Annotated in this window: 17 protein-coding genes (1 of these 17 running past the window's edge); 3 read left to right on the top strand and 14 right to left on the bottom strand. The window is 63.8% G+C overall.

Features of this window, described 5'->3' with window-relative positions:
- The 6 genes from CLU85_RS02120 to CLU85_RS02095 form a co-directional block, all read right to left on the bottom strand.
- Positions 1-1,183, bottom strand: partial view of a benzoate/H(+) symporter BenE family transporter gene (locus tag CLU85_RS02120; protein ID WP_100408851.1) — the 5' portion only. Its footprint begins 5 nt before the window's first position; the window shows 1,183 of its 1,188 coding nt (coding positions 1-1,183); the start codon lies at positions 1,181-1,183; the stop codon falls past the left edge of the window.
- A 132-nt stretch (positions 1,184-1,315) separates the two neighbouring features.
- Positions 1,316-3,184, bottom strand: coding sequence for a potassium transporter Kup (locus tag CLU85_RS02115; RefSeq protein ID WP_100408850.1), 1,869 nt, complete (start codon positions 3,182-3,184; stop codon positions 1,316-1,318).
- A gap of 233 nt (positions 3,185-3,417) precedes the next feature.
- Positions 3,418-4,713: a glutamate--cysteine ligase gene (gene gshA / locus CLU85_RS02110; protein ID WP_100408849.1), complete on the bottom strand. Its 1,296-nt coding sequence runs from the start codon at positions 4,711-4,713 to the stop codon at positions 3,418-3,420.
- Between the two features lie 95 nt (positions 4,714-4,808).
- Complete coding sequence (locus CLU85_RS02105; RefSeq protein WP_100408848.1) at positions 4,809-6,275, bottom strand: TrkH family potassium uptake protein; 1,467 nt, start codon at positions 6,273-6,275, stop codon at positions 4,809-4,811.
- A gap of 175 nt (positions 6,276-6,450) precedes the next feature.
- Positions 6,451-7,914, bottom strand: coding sequence for a Trk system potassium transporter TrkA (trkA, locus tag CLU85_RS02100; protein ID WP_100408847.1), 1,464 nt, complete (start codon positions 7,912-7,914; stop codon positions 6,451-6,453).
- Positions 7,915-7,974: 60 nt separating this feature from the next.
- On the bottom strand, positions 7,975-9,255 hold the full coding sequence (locus tag CLU85_RS02095) for a glutamate-5-semialdehyde dehydrogenase (RefSeq protein ID WP_100408846.1): 1,281 nt from the start codon (positions 9,253-9,255) through the stop codon (positions 7,975-7,977).
- A gap of 65 nt (positions 9,256-9,320) precedes the next feature.
- Between CLU85_RS02095 and CLU85_RS02090 the strand changes: the two genes are divergently transcribed.
- Positions 9,321-9,623, top strand: a complete 303-nt coding sequence (locus CLU85_RS02090) for a hypothetical protein (RefSeq protein WP_100408845.1) — start codon at positions 9,321-9,323, stop codon at positions 9,621-9,623.
- 53 nt (positions 9,624-9,676) lie between these two features.
- Here the strand turns inward: CLU85_RS02090 and CLU85_RS02085 are convergent, their stop codons facing one another.
- Positions 9,677-11,194: a caspase family protein gene (locus tag CLU85_RS02085; protein WP_100408844.1), complete on the bottom strand. Its 1,518-nt coding sequence runs from the start codon at positions 11,192-11,194 to the stop codon at positions 9,677-9,679.
- 44 nt (positions 11,195-11,238) lie between these two features.
- Positions 11,239-12,294 (bottom strand): DNA polymerase III subunit delta, encoded by a 1,056-nt coding sequence (gene holA / locus CLU85_RS02080; protein ID WP_100408843.1) that lies wholly within the window; start codon positions 12,292-12,294, stop codon positions 11,239-11,241.
- Between the two features lie 193 nt (positions 12,295-12,487).
- On the opposite strand from holA, the gene rocF reads away from it, so the two are divergent.
- A complete protein-coding gene (gene rocF, locus CLU85_RS02075) occupies positions 12,488-13,465 on the top strand; it encodes an arginase (protein WP_100408842.1) in 978 nt (325 codons plus the stop codon).
- Positions 13,466-13,489: 24 nt separating this feature from the next.
- On the opposite strand, the gene lptE is transcribed toward rocF, so the two are convergent.
- The 6 genes from lptE to CLU85_RS02045 all read right to left on the bottom strand — a co-directional run bounded on the left by lptE (position 13,490) and on the right by CLU85_RS02045 (position 19,481).
- Positions 13,490-13,987 (bottom strand): LPS assembly lipoprotein LptE, encoded by a 498-nt coding sequence (gene lptE, locus CLU85_RS02070; RefSeq protein WP_100412326.1) that lies wholly within the window; start codon positions 13,985-13,987, stop codon positions 13,490-13,492.
- A gap of 5 nt (positions 13,988-13,992) precedes the next feature.
- A complete protein-coding gene (gene leuS, locus CLU85_RS02065) occupies positions 13,993-16,716 on the bottom strand; it encodes a leucine--tRNA ligase (protein WP_100408841.1) in 2,724 nt (907 codons plus the stop codon).
- Positions 16,717-16,851: 135 nt separating this feature from the next.
- Positions 16,852-17,301, bottom strand: a complete 450-nt coding sequence (locus CLU85_RS02060) for a biopolymer transporter ExbD (RefSeq protein ID WP_100408840.1) — start codon at positions 17,299-17,301, stop codon at positions 16,852-16,854.
- Positions 17,298-18,002, bottom strand: a complete 705-nt coding sequence (locus tag CLU85_RS02055; RefSeq protein ID WP_100408839.1) for a MotA/TolQ/ExbB proton channel family protein — start codon at positions 18,000-18,002, stop codon at positions 17,298-17,300. Before CLU85_RS02055 ends, CLU85_RS02060 begins: the two co-directional genes overlap by 4 nt.
- 14 nt (positions 18,003-18,016) lie before the next feature.
- The gene (gene dapB, locus CLU85_RS02050; RefSeq protein ID WP_100408838.1) at positions 18,017-18,856 is read right to left on the bottom strand and encodes a 4-hydroxy-tetrahydrodipicolinate reductase; all 840 of its coding nucleotides are present in this window, start codon (positions 18,854-18,856) and stop codon (positions 18,017-18,019) included.
- 64 nt (positions 18,857-18,920) lie between these two features.
- Positions 18,921-19,481 (bottom strand): outer membrane protein assembly factor BamE, encoded by a 561-nt coding sequence (locus CLU85_RS02045; RefSeq protein ID WP_100408837.1) that lies wholly within the window; start codon positions 19,479-19,481, stop codon positions 18,921-18,923.
- 88 nt (positions 19,482-19,569) lie between these two features.
- On the opposite strand from CLU85_RS02045, the gene fur reads away from it, so the two are divergent.
- Positions 19,570-19,986: a ferric iron uptake transcriptional regulator gene (fur, locus tag CLU85_RS02040; protein WP_100408836.1), complete on the top strand. Its 417-nt coding sequence runs from the start codon at positions 19,570-19,572 to the stop codon at positions 19,984-19,986.
- The last annotated feature ends 16 nt before the right edge of the window (positions 19,987-20,002 follow it).

The following is a 20,002-nucleotide window of genomic DNA, read 5'->3' as shown; positions in this document are numbered from 1 at the left end:
TGTCCTTGGCCATCGAACGCCTGTACTGTTGCACAAATAGCGCAATGCTGCCTGCAACCACGCCCCAAAAGGCCGACCCGACTCCGGCAACCACGACGCCGCTGAGGGTGACGAGAAAAGTGATGAGCGCGGCCTCCCGGTGCGATTCATCACGCAAGGCGGCAGCAAGGCCATTGCCAATGGTTCCGAGCAACGCCAAACCGGCGATGGCGACGACCAGCTCTTTGGGAAACGCCGTCAGCAAGCCGGTGATGACCGCGCCAAAGAGTCCGATGGCCACATACAGAGCCCCACAGGACACGGCCGCCGTGTAACGCCGACGGCGGTCCGCATGCGCCTCGGGGCCCATGCACATGGCTGCGGTAATGGCGCTGAAGTTCAGCGCAAAGGCCCCAAAGGGCGCCAGAACCAATGTAGCCACCCCAGTGAGGGTGATGAGTCGGGAGATGGGTAAGTCATAGCCCGACGCACGGATCACGGCCACGCCGGGCAGGTTCTGCGACGCCATCGTGACGACAAACAGCGGTATGGCCAGACTGACGGCGGCTGCCATGCTGAACTGGGGTTGCGTGAACACCGGCGTGGCAAGTTCCAGTTGCACCGCAGACCACGCCATCTGCCCTTGCGAGGCCACGTATGCCACAGCGACGGCCAGTGTGATCACAACGGCGTAGCGCGCAGCAAATCGGCGACTGAAGAGATAAGTCATCAGCATGAGAAGCACGAGCGGCAGCGCCGTCTGGGCGGCCACAAACGCCTGCAGGCCAAATCGGGCGAGTACACCGGCCAGCAATGCTGCCGCGATCTCCATCGGTATGCGATTCATCACACGTTCGAACCAACGGGTGACACCCGCCAACACAATGAGCACAGCACTCACCATGAAGGCTCCGATGGCTTCTTCCATGCTGAAACCACCCGCCAAACCGGCCGTTGCCAACACCGCAGCCCCGGGAGTGGACCAAGCCACCATCACGGGCTGACGCAGAACCAGCGAAGGCACCAGCGAGCACAAACCCATGCCCAGGCCCAGCGCCCACATCCAGGACGTGATCTGGGCGGGCGTCGCACCAAACGCCTGGGCCGCCTGGAACACGATCGCGACCGAACTGGTGAAGCCGACGAGCACGGCAACAAACCCGGCGACAAACGTCGACAGACTCAGGTCTTTGAAAAATTGCATGGGCCGGATTCTGGCACCACGCCCTTGCAGCCTGCCCGTGCCAACGCCATGGCACCTCAGCCAATTGCTACAATATTGATTGCATTAAATGCAATAGTCACCTGCACTACAGGCCAAAAACATTAAAAATTCTCAGATCTCGATCTTGGACCCAAGCTCCACCACCGCATTGTTGGGCAGGTGCAGAAAGTCGGCCGCGCCGCTGGCGTTGTGGTGCATCTGGGCGAAAAGCTTCTCGCGCCAGGGGGCCATGCCGCTCCCGATGGTCGGGATAACGGTATCCCGCGACAGGAAGTAGCTGGTGGTCATGGGCTCCAGCTCACAACCACGGCCGCGCAACAACTCCAGCGCGCGCGGCAAGTCTGGATCGTTTTTGAAGCCGTAGTGAACCACGACCTGCCAGCAGTCATGGCCCAGGGGCTCCACTTGCAGCCGCTTGTCCAACCCAATCCACGGAGTTTCGTGGTTGTGCACAGTGACAAAGAGGTTCTGCGCGTGCAAAACCTTGTTGTGCTTGAGGTTGTGCAACAAGGCATTGGGCACCGCACCGGTTTCTGCCGTCAGGAAGACGGCAGTACCTTCCACACGTGTGGGTGGGCTGATGAAGACCGACTCCAGAAAATCCCTCAGATCGATGGCATCTGCGCGCAGCTTGTCGTTGAGCAGCCTGCGCCCCTCCTTCCAGGTCATCATGAGGGCAAACACAATGCCACCAATCATGAGCGGGAACCAGCCCCCCTGGAACAGCTTGAGCAGGTTAGAGGCGAAGAAAGCCAAGTCCACCACAAAGAAGCAGCCCGTCGCGGCAATGCACAACACCAGCGGGTACCGCCAGCCATAACGAATCACGAAAAAGGTCAACGTGGTGGTGATCAGCATGTCCAGCGTCACCGCAATGCCGTAGGCCGCCGCCAGATTGCTTGAAGAGCGAAACATCACCACGGCCAGCACGATGGCCACAAACAACCCCCAGTTCACAAGCGGCATATAGATCTGGCCGGTGTCACGCACGCTGGTGTGCTGGATATTGAGGCGCGGCAGATAACCCAGCTGAATGACCTGCTTGGTCACACTGAATGCACCGGTGATCAGTGCCTGCGATGCAATCACGGTGGCCATGGTCGCCATGATGACCAGCGGCACCAGCGCCCAGTCAGGCGCCATCAGGTAGAAAGGGTTCTTGACAGCCTCGGGCTCGGCCAACAGCAGCGCTCCCTGGCCAAAATAGTTGAGCGTGAGCGCGGGCATGGCCACCCCAAACCAGGCCATGCGAATCGGACGCTTTCCAAAATGGCCCAGGTCGGCATACAGCGCTTCCGCGCCGGTGACACACAACACCACTGCCCCCAGAATGATGAAACTGGTGCCTGGGTTCGCCCACATGAAACCCAGCGCATGGTGCGGACTCAAAGCCCACAGAATTTCCGGATGCCCCACGATGTGCGACACACCCAGCAAGGCAATGGTGATGAACCACACCAGCGTGATGGGCCCGAAAAACTTGCCGATGCCCCCCGTGCCCCGCTTTTGGACGGCAAACAGGCAAAACAGCACGACCAGCGTGATCGGTATCACATACTGCTTGAAGTGGGGGGACACCACCTCCAGGCCTTCCACCGCCGACAGCACCGAGATGGCAGGGGTGATAACACCGTCACCATAAAAAAGCGAGGTGCCAAAAATACCCACGGCCAGCAGGACGCCACGCAACTTTGGCTTGTCCTTGACCGCCTGCGAGGCCAGGGCCAGCATGGCAATCAGACCACCCTCGCCTTTGTTGTCGGCGCGCAGCACCAGCACCACGTACTTCAGTGAAACGATGACCGTCAGCGTCCAGAAGAAAATCGAGAGGATGCCGTAGATGTTGGCAGGTGTGAACGGCACGTGACCAGACCCGAACACCTCCTTGACGGCATACAGCACGCTGGTGCCGATATCGCCATACACAACACCGATGGCGCCCAGCGTGAGCGCTGCGAGCGATGATTTGGAGCTTTGCACTGACCACCCCCGCGCACTGGGTCGACGGGGTTCCGTTACTTTTGGGAACGCTATTGTGCGCCTGCCCCGGATCAAGCGCCTGGAGGCAACACCTCATGTTGCAATGCAACAACCCGCCCCTTGGCAGCCCGGCACAGACATGGCATACCGCGCCGGGCGCTGGGCATTAACAGGCAATTCTGCGGCCAGCAGCCTCGGCAATCTCAGCCTCCCAGGGGGAGGGCGTCCCTGCCTCAGTCGTAGACCTCAGCGTCGGGGTTCGTGGCTTCCAGCTCGTAACTGGCGGCCAGCATGGCCAGGCGCGCCACCACGCCATACATATAGAAGCGGTTGGGTGCACTCACACCCGGACGCACGCCGGGCTGGGGCATGTGCGTGCTGTGCTCAAAGGCAAGCGGCACAAAACTCGCACCCGGTGCATTGAGGTTCTCATCCACACCACGCTCGGCATGCATGCGGTAAAAACCACCTACCACATAGCGGTCCATCATGTAGACCACGGGCTCCGCCACGGCCTCATGGACGCGCTCCTGCGTCAGCACGCCCTCCTGGATGATGAGATCGCTGACCGATTGGCCGTCTTTGATGATGGCCATCTTGTTCTTGGTCTTGCGGTTGACCGCGTCCAGCTCTTTGGCATCGCGCACGGTCATGATGCCCATGCCGTAGGTGCCGTTGTTGGCCTTGACGATGACAAACGGCTTCTCATTGATGCCGTATTCCTTGTACTTGCGGCGCACCTTGGTCAGCAGCGCATCCACCGTGGTCTGCAGCTTGTCCATGCCTTGGTCTTCGGCAAAATCCACACCGTCGCACTGGCTGAACATGGGGTTGATGAGCCAGGGGTCGATGCCCAGCATCTTGCCAAAGCGCTTGGCCACCTCTTCATAGTTCTTGAAATGCGTGCTCTTGCGGCGCACGCTCCAGCCTGCGTGCAAGGGTGGCAGCAGGTATTGTTCGTGGATGTCTTCGAGGATGCCTGGTGCACCTGCCGTGAGGTCGTTGTTGAGCAGGATGGTGCAAGGGTCAAAATCCTTGAGGCCCAGGCGGCGCTTGGTGCGCACCACGGGTTCCAGCGTGACGGTGTCGCCGTTGGGCAACTCGATGAGCGTGGGCTTCTTGATCTCGGGGCTGATGGAGCCCACCCGCACATTCAGACCCGCCATGTTGAAGATGCGCTGCAGCTGCACCACATTGGCCAGGTAGAAGGTGTTGCGCGTGTGGTTCTCGGGGATGATCAGCAGGTTGCGCGCCTCGGGGCAGATCTTCTCGATGGCGGCCATGGCAGCCTGCACGGCCAGGGGCAGCATCTCCTTGGTCAGGTTGTTCCAGCCGCCGGGGAACAGGTTGGTGTCCACCGGCGCCAGCTTGAAGCCTGCATTGCGGATATCCACCGAGGTGTAAAACGGGGGCGTGTGCTCCATCCACTCCAGCCGAAACCAGCGCTCGATGGCGGGCATCGAGTCCAGAATGCGCTGTTCGAGTTCGTTGATCGGCCCGGTGAGGGCCGTGATGAGATGCGGAACCATGGGAAGCCCTCGGGAAGCGATTGCGGTGAATTGTAGGATGTGGGGTCAGGCCGGGTTTTCGCAAGTCGCATCCTGGGCAGCAACAGCCAAGCCGGCTACCGGCGCCAGAACGCGGGGGTGAGAAGGGCCATGAAACTCAGTATCTCCAGACGCCCCAGCAGCATGGCCAGCGTACACACCCAGATCTGGAAATCGGTCAACACCGCATAGTTAGACGCTGGCCCCACGCTGCCCAGGCCTGGCCCCGCACAGTTGACGCTGGCCAGCACCACCGAAAACGCGGTCACCGGGTCCAGGTCGGTCAGCAGCATGACCATGCTGAGCCCAAACACTGTGCCGCCATAGACCAGCATGAAGGCCAGCACAGAGAAGATCACCCGGTTGTCCACCACGCCCCCGCCCAAACACACAGGCTGCACGGCACGCGGGTGCACCAGGCGGTTCATCTCCCGCCGCGCCTGCTTCACCAGGATGAGCATGCGCACCATCTTGATCCCTCCGCCCGTCGATCCCGCACTGGTCGCCACACCCGACAAAAGCAGCATGAACACCGGAGCAAACACAGGCCAGGCCAGATAGTCCACCGTGGCATAGCCCGTGGTGGTGGCCATCGACACCAGGTTGAACATGCCGTGACGCAGCGCATCGAGCGGCGCATACACACCCTTGGCCCATAGCAGCAGCGCCACCAGCAACCCGCCGCCGATCAGGGCGAACAAGGTGGCCCGCAGCTCGGGGTCGCCCCAGAAGCCACCCCACTGGCCCTTGCGAATGGCCACGAAGTACAGCGCAAAATTGCAGCTGGCCACCAGCATGAAAAAGATGCAGATCGCCTCCAACAGGGGTGACTGGAAATACCCGAAGCTCAGATCGTGTGATGACAGCCCCCCCAGGCTCACCGTGGTGAACATGTGCATCAGCGCATCCAGCGGCTCCATGCCCGCCACCCAGTAGGCCAGGCCACACAACACGGAAAACAGCGCATACACACCCCACAGCCCCTTGGCCGTACCGGTCATGCGCGGCGTGAGTTTCGTGTCCTTGAGCGGCCCCGCCGCCTCGGCCTTGAACAGCTGGCTGCCGCCCACGCCCAGCAAGGGCAGCACGGCCACGGCCAGGATCAGGATGCCCATCCCGCCCATCCATTGCAGGAAGGTGCGCCACACATTCACCGACACCGGCAAGGCATCCAGGCCCGCGAGCACGGTGGAGCCCGTGGTGGTCAACCCCGACACGGCCTCAAAGTAAGCGTGCGTGAACGACAGCGGCTGCCCGGTGTGGTGCCCCGCCAGCATCAGCGGCAACGCGGCCGACAGGGGCAGCAGCATCCACACCAGCGAGACCAGCATCACGCCGTGGCGCGGTTGCAGCTCCTGCCGAAACAACCGCAGCCGCCACCACAGCCATGCGCCCGCCAGCATCGTGGCACCCATGGCCTGCGGGTACACATGCCAGACACCGTCACGCGTCCACAGGGACACCGCCAGAGGCAGCCCCATGGACAGGGAAAAAATCATCACCAGGATGCCCAGCACACGCAGAACGGGAAACATGTCCGTCATGACGGGCCCCCTTGGTCCATGGCAGCCGACATCGCATACAGCCGTCGATACTGGCGCAGCCCAGGGGAGGGCCGCCGCGCAAGGGCCGCCCCGCCGCGCTGGCGGCGTCCCCCTGCCCGCTGCGCGCAGCGCTGCGAGAGCGGGGGGAAGGCGCGAAGCGACTCAGGGGGGTGCATCAAAAGAACGTCGCGCTCACGCGGAAGAGCTTTTCCACGTCGCGCACCAGCCGCTTGTTGGGCAGGAAAAAGACCACATGGTCATTGCTCTCGATCACCGTTCCGCTGCGCGGGATGATGACTTCGGGCTCGCGCAGCTCGGCGGCGGCGGTGCCTGTGGCGTCCATTGCATCCGGCAGCCCACGCACGATCAAGCCGATGTGCACATCGCGCGGCAACGCCAGTTCGCTCACCTTGCGGCCCACCACACGGGAGCTTTTGCGGTCGCCGCGCGCCACGATCTCCAGTGCCTCGGCCACGCCCCGGCGCAGGCTGTGCACCGCCTGCACGTCGCCCTGGCGCACATAGGCCAGCAGCTCACCCAGCATGGCCTGCGCGGGCGACAGCGCGATGTCGATCTGCGTGCCGTGCATCAGGTCGGCATAGCTGCGCCGGTTGATAAGCGCCAGCACCCGGCTCGCGCCCATGCGTTTGGCCAGCAGGCAGGACATGATGTTGTCCTCGTCGTCGTCGGTGAGTGCCAGGAAGAGATCCACCTCTTCGATGCCCTCATCGCCCAGCAAATCCTCGTCGGTGGTGTCGCCCTGCAGCACCAGCACTTCGGACGGCAAGGCCGACGCCAGCTCCACACACCGGTCGGCATGGTCTTCGATGATCTTGATGTTGAATCGCCCCGGCGTCTGCGCCAGTTGCCGCGCCAGCCGCAAGCCCACCCCGCCGCCGCCCGCGATCATGATGCGGCGCACGGGCTGGGGCTGCTGCGATGCGGGCCGGTGCAGGGCTGCGAGCACGTTGGCGATATGCTCGTGCGCCGCCAGCACAAACACCTCGTCGCCGGGCTCGATGCGGGTCGCGCCGTCACAGGCGATGAAGCGGTCGGGCTCGTCGGCAAAACGGCGGTAGATGGCCACCAAACGCATGGCCATCTCGGGCGCACGCTCGCGCAGCTCGCCAATCGTGGGGCCCACCATGGGCGCACCGGGCCTCGCCCGGCCCGACACCAGACAGGCACGGCCCCCGGCAAACTCGCGCACCTGCATGGCCTCGGGGTGCTCGATGAGCTTGCCGATGTAGCGCGTCAGGGACTCCTCGGGGCAGATGATGCGGTCCACGGCAAACCCCTCGGGGCCCACCAGCCGGTCGTCGCCCTGAAAGCCGCTGGAGCGCACCCGTGCAATGCGCTTGGGGATGTTGAACATCAGCTGCGCGATCTTGCAGCACACCAGGTTGGTCTCGTCCTGCGCAGCGCAGGCGATCAGCAGGTCGGTGTCCTCGGCGCCCGCCTCGGCCAGCACGGCGGGCTCGATGCCGTTGCCCACCACGCCGCGCAAATCAAAGCGCGACTCCAGGTCACGCAGGCGCGCGGCGTCGGTGTCAATGACGGTGATGTCATTGCGCTCCGACACCAGGCTGTCCGCCACGCTCTGGCCCACGCGGCCCGCTCCGAGGATGATGATTTTCATGTGGTATTGGCCTTGAGCGCAGATATTTCAAGCGCTACCAGCTATGAAAAAAGGAGCAAATCAGCCACGCACCTCGCCCTCACCCAGTACCACGTACTTGAGCGAGGTCAGGCCTTCAAGCCCCACAGGCCCGCGGGCATGGAACTTGTCGGTGCTGATGCCGATTTCGGCGCCCAGCCCGAATTCAAAGCCATCAGCAAAACGCGTGCTGGTGTTCACCATCACGCTGGCCGAATCCACTTCGCGCAGGAACTGCTGGGCGTGCATGTGGTCGCGCGTCAGGATGGCATCGGTGTGGTGGCTGGAATACTGGTTGATGTGGGCAATGGCCTCGTCCACGCCCGCCACCACCTTCACGCTGATGATGGGTGCCAGGTATTCCTCGCTCCAGTCCTGCTCCGTCGCAGGCACCAGCTTGGCACCCGCCACCGATTGCAGAATCGCCAGCGACTCGGGGCAGCCGCGCATCTCCACACCCTTGGCGGCATACACGGCGCCAATCTGCGGCAAAAACTCTGCCGCCACACCCCGCGCCACCAGCAGGCCTTCGCTGGCGTTGCAGGGGCTGTACTTGTTCGTCTTGGCGTTGTCGGCCACCTTCACCGCCATGGCGATGTCGCAGGGGTCATCCACATAGGTGTGGCAGTTGCCGTCCAGGTGCTTGATGACGGGCACCTTGGCATCGCGGCTGATGCGCTCGATCAGGCCCTTGCCACCGCGCGGGATGATCACGTCCACAAACTGCGGCATGGTGATCAGCTGACCCACGGCCTCGCGGTCGGTGGTCTGCACCAGTTGCACCGCATCTTGCGGCAGGCCGCTTTCTGCCAGCGCCTGCTGCACCAGCTTGGCGAGGGCGCGGTTGGAATCAATGGCTTCGGAGCCGCCACGCAGGATGCAGGCGTTGCCGCTCTTGATGCTGAGGCTGGCCGCTTCGATGGTCACGTTCGGACGGCTTTCGTAGATCATGCCGAACACCCCAATCGGCACCCGCATCTGCCCCACGCGGATGCCGCTGGGCTGCTGCTTCATGCCGAGGATTTCGCCAATGATGTCGGGCATGGCCGCCAGCTGCTCGCAGCCTTCGGCGCAGGTCTCCAGCACCTTGGGGCTGAGCTTCAAACGGTCCACCATCGGCTCGGCCAAGCCAGCCGCGCGGGCGCGCTCCAAGTCGCGGGCATTGTCCACCTGAAGCGCTTCGGTCTGCTCGCGCAGCAGCCGGGCCAAGGCCTTCAATGCTTTGTTTTTGATAGCTGTCGGCGCTTTGGCCATCAGCGCAGAGGCGGTTTTTGCCTGGAATCCGAGGGTGTGCGTGTATTCAGCGACGTTGAGGGCGGTCATCTGTCGATTTTGCCGCACTTGGCTTTACCCTTGCAGCCTTGCCCGACTCACCACCGCCCCCGGCCATGACCGACACCGCCCACACCCAGCTCACCACCCTGACCCAGGCCCTGCAAGCCTTTGAACGCGGTGACCACACCGCCGCCACCCTGAGCACGCTGGCCCGCCAGCAAACCACCCTGCTGGCCGCCCTGCCCCCGCGCTACAGCGAGGTGCTGCTTAACCTGCTGGACCGACTGGAATCGAGCGCTCTGTTTTCGGAAGAAAGCTGCTCGTTCAGCCAGAAGGATCTGGTGGCGAATTTGCAGATGTGGGTGGAGAAGGCGCGGGGGGGGTGGACGCCGCCTGAGCCTTCACCACTCTTTTGATAGCAATCAGCACTTGATGGAGGCGCGCCAGAGCACATTTTGGCAAGAATTCCTCAGCCTGGCCCGGGCTCGAAGCGGGTCATCTCACGCATCCAGCTGGCATCCTTGCCGTCCCGCGTGCGACCTTTGCGGACGTACTTCACCAAGCGGCCGTCGGAGGTAACCCAGTTGGTGATCTGCGCGAACAGCCCCCCCTCGGTGCGCATCTTGGTTTCGATCCGCCAGGCCTTGAAGCGGCCTGCCGGCACCTCGATGTCTTCATAGCCCACGACAAAGCTATCCTCTTCCGTCCAGCCACGCACGTTGCGATGCGGAACCAGGAAGTTGGACCGCGTGGCCCACCGCTTGCCCAGCTGGATGTCCCCCACGGGCAGGGTCTGCACGGGCGGATCGAACTCCAGGCCCTGGTCGTTCTTCACGGTCGCCCCGCCCACAGTCCAGACCACCTTGCCGCCATTGAATTCGATCAGCTCATCGGTGACCGAAGTGACTTTCAGGGTTTCCCGCTTTTGCTCCAGCTGCGTGAGCAGGTCGCGGTAGACGTATTCCGTGGTGTCACCCAACCGGATGGTGCGCCGGGTGATGGCATCGCGGCCCTGCACCGGCGTTGCCGTGACCTTGGCTGTGTCGAGGCGCTGCAGCTTGTCCTGCGCCGTCTCGCTGATAAGGCCGCTGGGGTACTTGTTCAGGAACTCATAGAAATCATTGGCAACCCGTGAAGCCTTGATCTTGTCCCAATCCGCCTTTTCCTGCGGAAACGCTGCCTCACGCGCTTTCTCCAGAGGGACGACTTGGGCCGACTTTGGTTCGTTGAAGAAGAAATCGTCCTCGAGGCTGGTGCTTTCCCAGGGGATCTGGCGCCCTTCGCTCTTTTGGCGCACCTGCAGCCGCACGCGCTTGAAAACGTCTTCGATGCGGGTCGCCGGCTTGGCCAGCTCCTGCAACAGGAAACCGGTGTACAGGCCATTGCCGCCCTCGCCATCATCGGCCACATTGCCCGGCGCGGTCGCATAGGCCAAGAAGGTTCCAGGCGGCGCATCCTGCTGGGCCAGCCCCTTGCCGGTTCCCGTGCCCTGGAACGGATTGTCACGGCAAGCGTCAAGCACCACGATGTTCATGCGGTTCCCCGCCGCCTTGAAGCCAGCGATCACCGCGCTGACATCCACCGACTGGGCGGGAACATCGGCCGCAGTACGCAGCCTGGCATCCACGGGAACCATGTAGTTGCGCCAGTCCAGCTGCAACCCGTGGCCGGCGTAGTACAGCATCCCCACCCCCTGCTTGCCGCGCAGCGCTGCAGAAACCAGCTCCAGCGCATCGGTCATCTGGGCGCGAGACCCATCGCGCACCTCCACCACCGTAAACCCCACCTTGCGCAACACGGCGCCCATGGCCTGGGCATCGTTGAGCGGATTGGCCAGCGCGGCACCGCCTGGATAGGACGCATTGCCAATGACCAGCGCGATGCGGACATCAATCGGCGCCTGGGCTGCAGCAGAGAACCCCGCCAGGGCCAGGGCCACGAGGCCGACGTGCAGGGAGGGGCTGATACGGAAGATCGGACGGGGCATCGGCAGCGCTCCTGCAACACGGGTTGAAAATTCAGCGAGTCACTTTAACGCGCCGCCTGCGCCAACCGGCACAGCTGAAAGGCCAGGCGCTGCAGGGCCTGCCAGCCGTCTTGCGGCCAGTCGGGCTGCTTGAGCCCTTTGACGATGCCATCGACCGTGTGGGCCGACTGCAGCAGGCGCGCCAGGGCGGCGTCGCTGGCCTTGGGCAGGATGCGTTCAAACAATCGCTCCTTGGGGCCCCAGATGCGGTTTTCGCGCAGGGCCATGGGCAAAGGGCGGCCGGCGTTCATGGCGTCTTTCACGCGCTTCAAGGCGCGGATGTCTTCGGCCAGCGCCCAGTGCACCAACACCTCGGCCTCGCCCTCGGCCTGCAGGCCGTCGAGCATGCGCTGCACGCGGGCTGTTTGCCCGGCCAGCACCGATTCGGACAGCTTGAACACGTCGTAGCGGGCCACGTTGAGCACGGCGGCTTCGACCTGGGCTTGCGTGAGCTCGCCCGCAGGGTGCAGCAATGCGAGCTTTTGGATCTCCTGGTGCGCCGCGAGCAGATTGCCTTCAACGCGGTCGGCAAAAAATTGCAGGGTGCGCTGACCTTCCTCGCCAGCCACCACGCGCTGGCCCTGGGTGGCCAGACGCTGGGCAATCCACTGCGGCAGCATGCCGCGCTCGATGGGGTCGATCTGGATCGACGTGCCATTGCCCTCCAGCGCGGCAAACCAGGCGCCGGTTTTGGTGGCTTTATCGAGGCGCGGCAGCATGACGATGGTGAGCGTGCTGTCATTGCCCCGGGCCGATTCGGCCACATGCTGCAAGGCCACGCTGCCGTCTTTGCCGGGCTTGCCCGAGGGGATGCGGATTTCGACGATCTGCTTGTCGGCAAACAGGCTCAAACTGCCGCCTGCCGCCAGCACTGCGCTCCAGTCAAAGTGGGCACCGGCCACGGTGTAGCTGCTGCGCTCGGTATAGCCCTGGGTGCGGGCGGTGGCGCGGATGGCGTCGGCCGCCTCTTGCTGCAACAAGGGCTCATCGCCGTGCAGGACGTAAAGCGGCGACAGGGCCCGTTGAAGATGCTGAGAGAGTTGGGCCAAGGCGACTTGCATGCGGCAAAGTTTATCGCCTTGCCTGGCAGGGCATTGCGCAGATTGCCAGTGTGCGCCCGCACAGTGCACAAAGGGAGCGACGGAACGATCAGCTTTTTCACTGTTCATTGGCTCCCAAAGCCCCGAGAATTCCTCCGAGCGCTTGCGCCCGGCCCGAAACGTCACCGCCTATTCCCTGAAAGCCCCCCACACCATGCCCCCCACCGCCCTGCGCAGCGCCCAGCCCACCAGCCTGATCGGCGCCCCCACCGACATCGGCGCCGGTGCGCGCGGCGCCTCCATGGGGCCCGAGGCGTTGCGGGTGGCGGGGCTACAGTCGGCGCTGGAATCGCACGGGCTGCAAGTGTTTGACCGGGGCAACCTCAGCGGCCCAGCCAACCCGTGGAAGCCGCCCATGGACGGCTACCGCCACCTGCCCGAGGTGGTGGAGTGGAACCAGCGTGTATTCGAGGCGGTGTATGCCGAACTGCAGCTGGGCCACCTGCCCATCCTGCTGGGCGGCGACCATTGCCTGGGCCTGGGCAGCATCAGCGCTGTGGCGCGCCATTGCGCCGAGACGGGCAAGAAGCTGCGCGTGTTGTGGCTGGACGCCCATGCCGACTTCAACACCAGCGCACTCACGCCCAGCGGCAATGTGCATGGCATGCCCGTGGCCTGCCTGTGCGGGTTTGGCCCCGAGGCACTGACCGGGCTGGCCCGCATGCCGGGCGGTAGCCCGGCGCTGCACCCCTCGCAGATCCGGCAAATCGGTATTCGCAGCGTGGACGCGGGCGAAAAGCGCTTTGTGCACGAGCAAGGCCTGGAGGTATTCGACATGCGCTACATCGACGAAGTGGGCATGCGCCAGACCATGCAGCAGGCGCTGGCCGGGCTGGATGCGCACACCCACCTGCATGTGAGTTTTGATGTGGATTTTCTGGACCCCGACATTGCACCCGGCGTGGGCACCACGGTGCCCGGTGGCCCCACCTACCGCGAGGCGCAGCTGTGCATGGAGATGATCGCCGACAGCGGACGCCTGGCATCGCTGGACATTGTGGAACTCAATCCCGCGCTCGATGTGCGCAACCGCACGGCCGTGCTGGCCGTGGACCTGGTCGAGTCGCTGTTTGGCAAGAGCACGCTCATGCGTGTGCCCTCGCACGGCCAGGGCCCGGCGCTGAGCGCCTGAGTCGCGGCCCGTGCGGGCAGAAGGCTATCGCTTGGCCGCCGCGAGCCGACGCATGAGCTGCTGCACCAGATCGGTCCGCATGTCGCGGTAGAGCAGCGCCTCTTCGGCCTCCTTGGCCAGGGCAATGGTTTCGTTGTAGCTGATGTCGCGCTGCTGCAGCAGCTCGGTGTCAGGAATCAGCTCCACCCCGGTGGGGGTGCGCAGACGGAACTTGATGCGCAGCCGCAGTTGCAGTTCGCGCACCTGGCCCGAAGCATTGAGGCCGACCACTGCGCGCTCCTGCTGCTCCTGCAGCAAATCGAGAATGGCGCCGGCCGTCGGCATGGACGCTGGGTCGCGCAGCAACTGCAACTTGCCGCCCGAGCCCTCCAGCGTGCGCTGCAACTCCCGCGCCAACAGCGAGTTGGTGGGTGCTGCAATGTAGAGCGATTCAAACCCAAACTCGGGCACGCCGCGCAGCCGAAAACCGCAGGCTGACAGCAGTGCCACAGGCGCGAGGGAGAGCAGTGTGCGCTTGTGCATGACGGTCACACCACCACGTTCACGAGGCGGCCTGGCACGACGATGACGCGCTTGGGCGCGGCGCCAGCCGCCTGCGTGATGAAGGCTTCACTGGCAAGTGCAAGGCGTTCGATTTCGGCCTTGTCGGCCTGCGCAGGCACCAGGATGGCGCCTCGCAGCTTGCCGTTGACCTGCAACATCAGCTCGATCTCGTCCTGCACCAGCGCGCCAGCATCGACCTGGGGCCAGGGCGCATCGAGCAGCTCGCCCAGCTGCGTGCTGTAGCCCAGGCCGCTCCACAGGCTGTGCGCCACATGGGGCGTGGCGGGGTACAGGCAGCGCAGCAGGATGCCGAAACCTTCGATCAGCGCCACCTGGGCACCGGCCGATTCCATGGCCTTGAAGTCTTCGAGCGCGTTGATCATCTTCATAGCGCCCGACACCACGGTGTTGTACTGCATGCGCTGGTAGTCGTAGTCCACCTGCTTGAGCACGGTGTGGATCTCCAGGCGCAGGGCTTTCGCCTCTTTGCCAAACTCCACGTCATTCAGGGCGCTGGCGCTTGCCACGCTTGCGCTGGCAGCTTCCATATCCATAGCAGACAGCTTGACACCGAAGTTCCACACGCGGCGCAGGAAGCGGTAGCTGCCTTCCACCGCCGCGTCGTTCCACTCCAGCGTGGCTTCGGGCGGGGCGGTGAACATGGTGTACAGGCGGGCGGTGTCGGCGCCGTACTTCTCGATCAGGTCCTGCGGGTCCACGCCGTTGTTCTTGGACTTGGACATGGTGCCCACGCCCTCGTAGTCGATGGTCGTGCCCACGGGCAACATGCCGTCGCCGCTGGTGGCCGCGTTCTTGAGCTGGGCGCCAATGATCTTGCCGGCGTCATCGAGCACATGCTCCACGTCGTGGGGCCAGAAGTAGTCCTTGCCGCCCTTGGCGGTGCGGCGGCTGTAGATGTGGTTGAGCACCATGCCCTGGGTGAGCAGCTTGGTGAAAGGCTCGTCCACCGTCACCAGCCCCAGGTCACGCATGACCTTGGTCCAGAAACGGGCGTACAAGAGGTGAAGGATGGCGTGCTCGATGCCACCGATGTACTGGTCCATGCCGCTGCCGCCGCTGGCATTTTTCTGGTCGCGCATCCAGTAGTTGGTGCCCTCGGCCACCATGGCATCGCTGTTCTTCGGGTCGCAATAGCGCATGAAGTACCACGAACTGTCCACGAAGGTGTCCATGGTGTCGGTCTCGCGGCGCGCCGCCTTGCCACACACAGGGCAGGTCACGCCCGCGTGGAAGCCTTCGTGCTTGTGCAGCGGATTGCCCGAGCCGTCGGGCACGCAGTCGGTGGGCAGTACCACCGGCAGGTCTTTCTCGGGCACCGGCACGGCACCGTGTTCATCACAGTGGATGATCGGGATGGGGGTGCCCCAGTAGCGCTGGCGGCTCACGCCCCAGTCGCGCAGGCGCCAGGTGGTCTTGGTCTCACCCAGGCCCTTGGCCTGCAACGCGTGGGCCACGGCGGCGACCGCCTCTTTGTAGCCCAGGCCACTGAAACTGTCGGAGTTGATCGTGACGCCGCGCTGCTTGTCGCCGTACCAGTCGTTCCACTGGTGGTAATCAAAATGCTCGCCATCGACCAGCACCACCTGTTTGATCTCCAGCTTGTACTTGAGGGCAAACGCAAAGTCGCGCTCGTCGTGCGCGGGCACGCCCATCACGGCACCGTCGCCATAGCCGATCAGCACGTAGTTGCCGACCCAGACTTCCACCTTTTCGTCGGTGAGCGGATGGGTCACGAACAGGCCCGTGGGCATGCCCTTCTTTTCTTGCGTGGCGAGTTCGGCCTCGGTGGTTCCACCGCTCTTGCATTCCTCAATGAAGGCGGCAAGCTTCGGGTTGGACTTGGCTGCGTGCACGGCCAGCGGGTGCTCGGGTGCCACAGCGCAAAACGTCACACCCATGATGGTGTCGGCGCGCGTGGTGAACACATACATCTTGCCGTCGCCAATCAGCGCGCCATCGTCGCCCCGGATGTCGTGCGGGAACGCAAAGCGCACGCCCTCCGACTTGCCAATCCAGTTTTCCTGCATCAGCTTCACGCGCTCGGGCCAGCCGGGCAGCTTGTCGCCGGTCACAAAGTCGAGCAACTCTTCCGCGTAGTCGGTGATCTTGAGGTAGTAGCCGGGGATCTCGCGCTTTTCCACGGTGGCGCCGGTGCGCCAGCCCTTGCCGTCAATCACCTGTTCGTTGGCCAGCACGGTCTGGTCCACGGGGTCCCAGTTCACGACCTGGGTCTTGCGGTAGGCGATGCCCTTGTCCAGCATCTTCAGGAACAGCCACTGGTTCCATTTGTAGTACGTGGGGTCACAGGTGGCGACTTCGCGGCTCCAGTCGATGGCCAGGCCCATCGCCTGCATCTGCTTTTTCATGTACGCGATGTTTTCGTGCGTCCATTGGGCAGGGGGCACGCCATTTTTCAGCGCCGCGTTCTCGGCCGGCAGGCCAAAGGCGTCCCAGCCCATGGGCATCAACACGTTGTGGCCGTTCATGCGCAGGTAGCGCGTGAGCATGTCGTTGATGGTGTAGTTACGCACATGGCCCATGTGCAGCTTGCCGCTGGGGTACGGCAGCATCGAGCAGGCGTAGAACTTCTTCTTGTTGTTATCTTCCGTCACGCGGTAGGCGTCGGTGGCGGTCCAGTGGTCGTGCGCGGCGCGCTCGACGTCTTGGGGAGAGTATTTGTCTTGCATGGGGACTCAGGGTGAGAGAAGAGTGCAGCCGCAGGGCCGCGTTCGGCAGATTTTAGGCTGTCATGCCTGCGACCCGGCCTGGCACCAGGATCGAAGGCCGGTGGAGGCCACACCCGACCACGACAAATTGTGGCGTCAGGGGGTTTTGGCGGGCAGGGCTGGCACCCCGGGGGCACTGGGTTCAGCCACAAATCCGATGCGCTGTAGCCCGGCCAGATGGGCCGCGCCCATGACCTCGACCACACGCCCATAGGGCACCGCCGCGTCGGCGCGCAGTTGCACTTCGGTGTCTGGCCGCTCGGCACCGATGCGGCGCAGGCGTTCGGCCAGCGCGGCCTGCGACAAAGGCAGGTCATCCAGATAGACCTGGCCCGAAGGATCGACCACCAGCGTGATGAACTGCGCTGCGGCGCCTGGCGTGGCGCCCTCAGTACGCGGCAGATCAAGCCGGATCGCGCTGGCCAGCAACGGCGCCGTCAGAATGAAGATGACCACCAACACCAGCATCACATCCACCAGCGGCGTCATGTTGATGTCGCTCATGGGTTGGGGCCCGCTGGTGCGCTCCAGCCGCCCGAAACTCATGCGTCCATACTCCCGGAGGTGGAGGCTCGTTGCCTTGCGGGCGCGGTGTCAGTCAGCAATTCGCGCAGGTCCCGCGCAAAACCCTCCAGATCGGCCTCGATGCGGCCGATCAGGCGGCCGAACACGTTGTACGCCAGGACGGCCGGTATGGCCACCGCCAGCCCGGCGGCGGTCATGACCAGGGCCTCGCCCACGGGCCCAGACACACGGTCAATGGTGATCTGCCCCGCGCCCGCCATGGCGGTGAGCGCATGGTAGATGCCCCACACAGTGCCCAGCAGCCCGACGAACGGCGCGGTGGAGCCCACAGTGGCCAGCAACACCTGTCCAAACTGCAGGCGACCCAGCACCTGGTGCAAGGCGTCGCGCAGCACGCGCGTGAGCTGCTGCGACAGGCTGCCGGCCGTTGCCAAGGTGGTCGGCACACCACCGGCAGAATGATTCGCTATTGAATTGGCAGCACTAACCAAAGGCAGGACAAGCGCTTCACGATCAAAAGACTGCAAACGCTGAGCGGCCAGCTCCAGGGAGGGCGCCTGCCAGAACGCCGCCGTGCAGCGCACGACATCGGCGTTGGCACGCCGCATGAGGCGCAGCTTCCACGCGATGACCACCCAGCTCGCCACCGACATCGCCAGCAGCACCAGCGCGGCACTCTGCGTCACGGCATCGCCTTGGCGCCACCAGTGCAGGGCGTCCATGGGCTGTCGAAGGGTTAGTTCAGGCCCAGCACATCAAACATGTCGAACATGCCTGTGGTGTGCTGTGCCAGGTAACGCACCGCCCGCAGGCTGCCCTGCGCATAGGTGGAGCGGCTGGAAGACTTGTGCGTGATCTCGATGCGCTCGCCGATGCCAGCGAACAGCACGGTGTGGTCGCCCACGATGTCACCGCCCCGAATGGTGGCAAAACCAATGCTCGACGGATCGCGCTCGCCCGTCACGCCTTCGCGGGCATACACAGCGCACTCCTTGAGGTCGCGGCCCATCGCGTCGGCAATCACCTCGCCCATCTTGAGCGCTGTACCAGAGGGCGCATCCACCTTGTGGCGGTGATGCGCCTCGATGATCTCGATGTCATATCCCGTGGACATCGCCTTGGCCGCCATCTCCAGCAACTTGAGCGTGACATTCACGCCCACACTCATGTTGGGCGCCATGACGATGGCAGTGCGCTGGGCATAAGCGGCGATCTCGGCCTTTTGCCCATCGGTAAATCCCGTGGTGCCGATGACGGCCTTCACGCCGCGCTGGCTGCACACCGCAAGATGGGCCAAAGTGCCCTCAGGGCGTGTGAAGTCGATCAGCACATCGGCATTCTTGAGGCCTGCCTCAACGTCAGCCGTGATGGCAACCCCACTGGCGTAGCCCAGAAAGGCCGTGGCATCCGAGCCCACGGCGGGGCTGGCGGCTACGTCCAGCGCACCAGCCAACACACAGTCGTCGGTGGCGCGAATGGCCTCGATCAGCATGCGGCCCATGCGGCCAGAGGCCCCGGCAACAGCCACACGGAGGGGGGATGCCGCGGTAGCCGCTGGCGAAGATGTCCCGGTCATGAATGAGAGTCCTGTTCGGTGGAAGGGCTGCGAACGATCACCGTGCGCAGCCGGGCCGCCGGGTTCAGCGCGCAGGCGCGTCTAGCGGCGGATAACTGGTGGCTGCGGGTGCCGCAGCATTGGCGGGTGCTGGTGCAGGCCGCGCGGATGCCGGGTATTTGGCCAACTGCTCAGGCGTGGCCTCCAGCGCGGGCACCTTGCCCTTGGCTCCTCCACGAGCCCCCAAGGTGGCGACGAATTCGGTCTCCGTGGGCATTTCATCGCCCTCGGAGCGTTCCAGGGCATCGCCCTTGAAGAACACCGTCAGCTTACGGGTCTGGATCTCTTCCCCGGGACGCTTGAGCGTGAACACATACTCCCAGCGGTCGGCGTGGAACAGGCTGGTGACGAGGGGCGTGCCAAGAACTTCACGCACCTGCTGGCGGCTCATGCCGGGCTGGAGGGCCTCTACCTGTTCACGCGATACGAAGTTGCCTTGCACCACGTCCACCTTGTAGGGTTTCACGATGCCGGCAATGCGGCTGCTGGCGCCATCCAGGCTGCTGCAGCCAGCCAGGGCGGCCATGCTGGCGCCGATCAACAGAACCAGGCCCAGACGGGCGCTGCAACGGGCTTTGACGGGCATGGGTAAAAGGGCTGAGGATATGATCGCCCCATTGTAGCGGCAGCCCCCCAAGACCTTGCGGCGGAGGTCCGCACCGAAGGAGCATGCCATGACCAATATCGACGAACTCAAAAGTACCGGACTCAAGGCCACACTGCCCCGCCTGAAGATTTTGGAGATCTTCCAAAAAGGTGCGCAGCGCCACATGACAGCGGAAGATGTCTTCCGCGTACTGCTGGAAGAACGCTCGGACATTGGTCTGGCGACGGTGTACCGCGTACTCACCCAGTTCGAGCAAGCGGGCATCCTGATCCGCAGCAACTTCGAGAGCGGCAAGGCCGTGTTCGAACTCAATGAAGGCCAACACCACGACCACTTCATCTGTACGTCGTGTGGCAAAGTCGAAGAGTTCTACGATCCCGAGATTGAAAAACGCCAGCATGCCGTGGCCAAGGCCAAGGGCTGGCTGGTGCAAGACCACACGATGGCCCTGTACGGGCAATGCGCCAGCTGCGCGCAAAAATAATCCAAGAAGAAAAGGA

It is taken from the genome of Acidovorax sp. 69, assembly GCF_002797445.1.
Taxonomy (GTDB): domain Bacteria; phylum Pseudomonadota; class Gammaproteobacteria; order Burkholderiales; family Burkholderiaceae_C; genus Acidovorax.
Note: the sequence above shows the minus strand (reverse complement) of the source record. Positions and strands in the feature narration are given on the sequence as shown.

What these genes read in the sequence shown, in the direction of transcription:
- gshA (WP_100408849.1), bottom strand. Translation starts at nt 4,713, where the DNA reads ATGGTTCCGCATCTCATCACGGCCCTCACCGGGCCGATCAACGAACTC.
- CLU85_RS02105 (WP_100408848.1), bottom strand. Translation starts at nt 6,275, where the DNA reads ATGACGGACATGTTTCCCGTTCTGCGTGTGCTGGGCATCCTGGTGATG.
- trkA (WP_100408847.1), bottom strand. Translation starts at nt 7,914, where the DNA reads ATGAAAATCATCATCCTCGGAGCGGGCCGCGTGGGCCAGAGCGTGGCG.
- CLU85_RS02095 (WP_100408846.1), bottom strand. Translation starts at nt 9,255, where the DNA reads ATGACCGCCCTCAACGTCGCTGAATACACGCACACCCTCGGATTCCAG.
- CLU85_RS02090 (WP_100408845.1), top strand. Translation starts at nt 9,321, where the DNA reads ATGACCGACACCGCCCACACCCAGCTCACCACCCTGACCCAGGCCCTG.
- CLU85_RS02085 (WP_100408844.1), bottom strand. Translation starts at nt 11,194, where the DNA reads ATGCCCCGTCCGATCTTCCGTATCAGCCCCTCCCTGCACGTCGGCCTC.
- holA (WP_100408843.1), bottom strand. Translation starts at nt 12,294, where the DNA reads ATGCAAGTCGCCTTGGCCCAACTCTCTCAGCATCTTCAACGGGCCCTG.
- rocF (WP_100408842.1), top strand. Translation starts at nt 12,488, where the DNA reads ATGCCCCCCACCGCCCTGCGCAGCGCCCAGCCCACCAGCCTGATCGGC.
- lptE (WP_100412326.1), bottom strand. Translation starts at nt 13,987, where the DNA reads ATGCACAAGCGCACACTGCTCTCCCTCGCGCCTGTGGCACTGCTGTCA.
- leuS (WP_100408841.1), bottom strand. Translation starts at nt 16,716, where the DNA reads ATGCAAGACAAATACTCTCCCCAAGACGTCGAGCGCGCCGCGCACGAC.
- CLU85_RS02060 (WP_100408840.1), bottom strand. Translation starts at nt 17,301, where the DNA reads ATGAGTTTCGGGCGGCTGGAGCGCACCAGCGGGCCCCAACCCATGAGC.
- CLU85_RS02055 (WP_100408839.1), bottom strand. Translation starts at nt 18,002, where the DNA reads ATGGACGCCCTGCACTGGTGGCGCCAAGGCGATGCCGTGACGCAGAGT.
- dapB (WP_100408838.1), bottom strand. Translation starts at nt 18,856, where the DNA reads ATGACCGGGACATCTTCGCCAGCGGCTACCGCGGCATCCCCCCTCCGT.
- CLU85_RS02045 (WP_100408837.1), bottom strand. Translation starts at nt 19,481, where the DNA reads ATGCCCGTCAAAGCCCGTTGCAGCGCCCGTCTGGGCCTGGTTCTGTTG.
- fur (WP_100408836.1), top strand. Translation starts at nt 19,570, where the DNA reads ATGACCAATATCGACGAACTCAAAAGTACCGGACTCAAGGCCACACTG.